General features: G+C 67.8%; 2 pseudogenes. Both read right to left on the bottom strand.

What is annotated here, in order from left to right:
• Window positions 1-242: pseudogene (locus tag A9Q02_RS17920) on the bottom strand (IS3 family transposase); the annotation flags it as partial.
• Window positions 242-513 (bottom strand): annotated as a pseudogene (locus A9Q02_RS17915) (hypothetical protein); the annotation flags it as partial. The pseudogenes A9Q02_RS17915 and A9Q02_RS17920, both read right to left, overlap by 1 nt.

Here is a 513-nt window from a genome sequence, read left to right as displayed (position 1 = left end):
AGGAGGGTGGCGTAGATGGTGCGAGGGGCACAATCGATGAAGCGTTCGCTGTTGAGCAGGTCACGGATCACCTGTTCCTCCGCAAGGCTCAGGGCCTGACGCGGGCGCGGGCGCGGGCGCGTCAGGCGGGGGGGGCGTGCTGGGCGTTGGGCGTCATAAAAGCTACTGCGCGGCACCCCCAGGGTGGCACAGGCCGCCGCAATCCCGATCACGGGGGCCAGTTCGTGGACGGTGGTCAGCATCAGCGCTCGCCGTCCGGGAGGGTCGAGCTCGGCACGCCAAGCAGCGACGAGCGTTTTTTTTGGATCTCGATGATCGTCTCGGCCTGCTGCAGCTGCGTGCGCAGACGGGCCACTTCCTCGGTCAAGCGGGCGATGTCATCCTGCTCGGGTGTGCGTCGCAGAGCTGGCCGCCCTGCGGGTGGGGTCGTCTGGGACGTCAACGTGCCCCGCTTGCGTTGGGCCCGCCACTTCGAAAGATGGGAGGTGTACAGCCCGTGGCGGCGAAGCAACG

It is taken from the genome of Candidatus Chloroploca asiatica, assembly GCF_002532075.1.
Taxonomy (GTDB): Bacteria; Chloroflexota; Chloroflexia; order Chloroflexales; family Chloroflexaceae; genus Chloroploca; species Chloroploca asiatica.
This window is presented reverse-complemented; position numbering and strand designations above follow the sequence as displayed.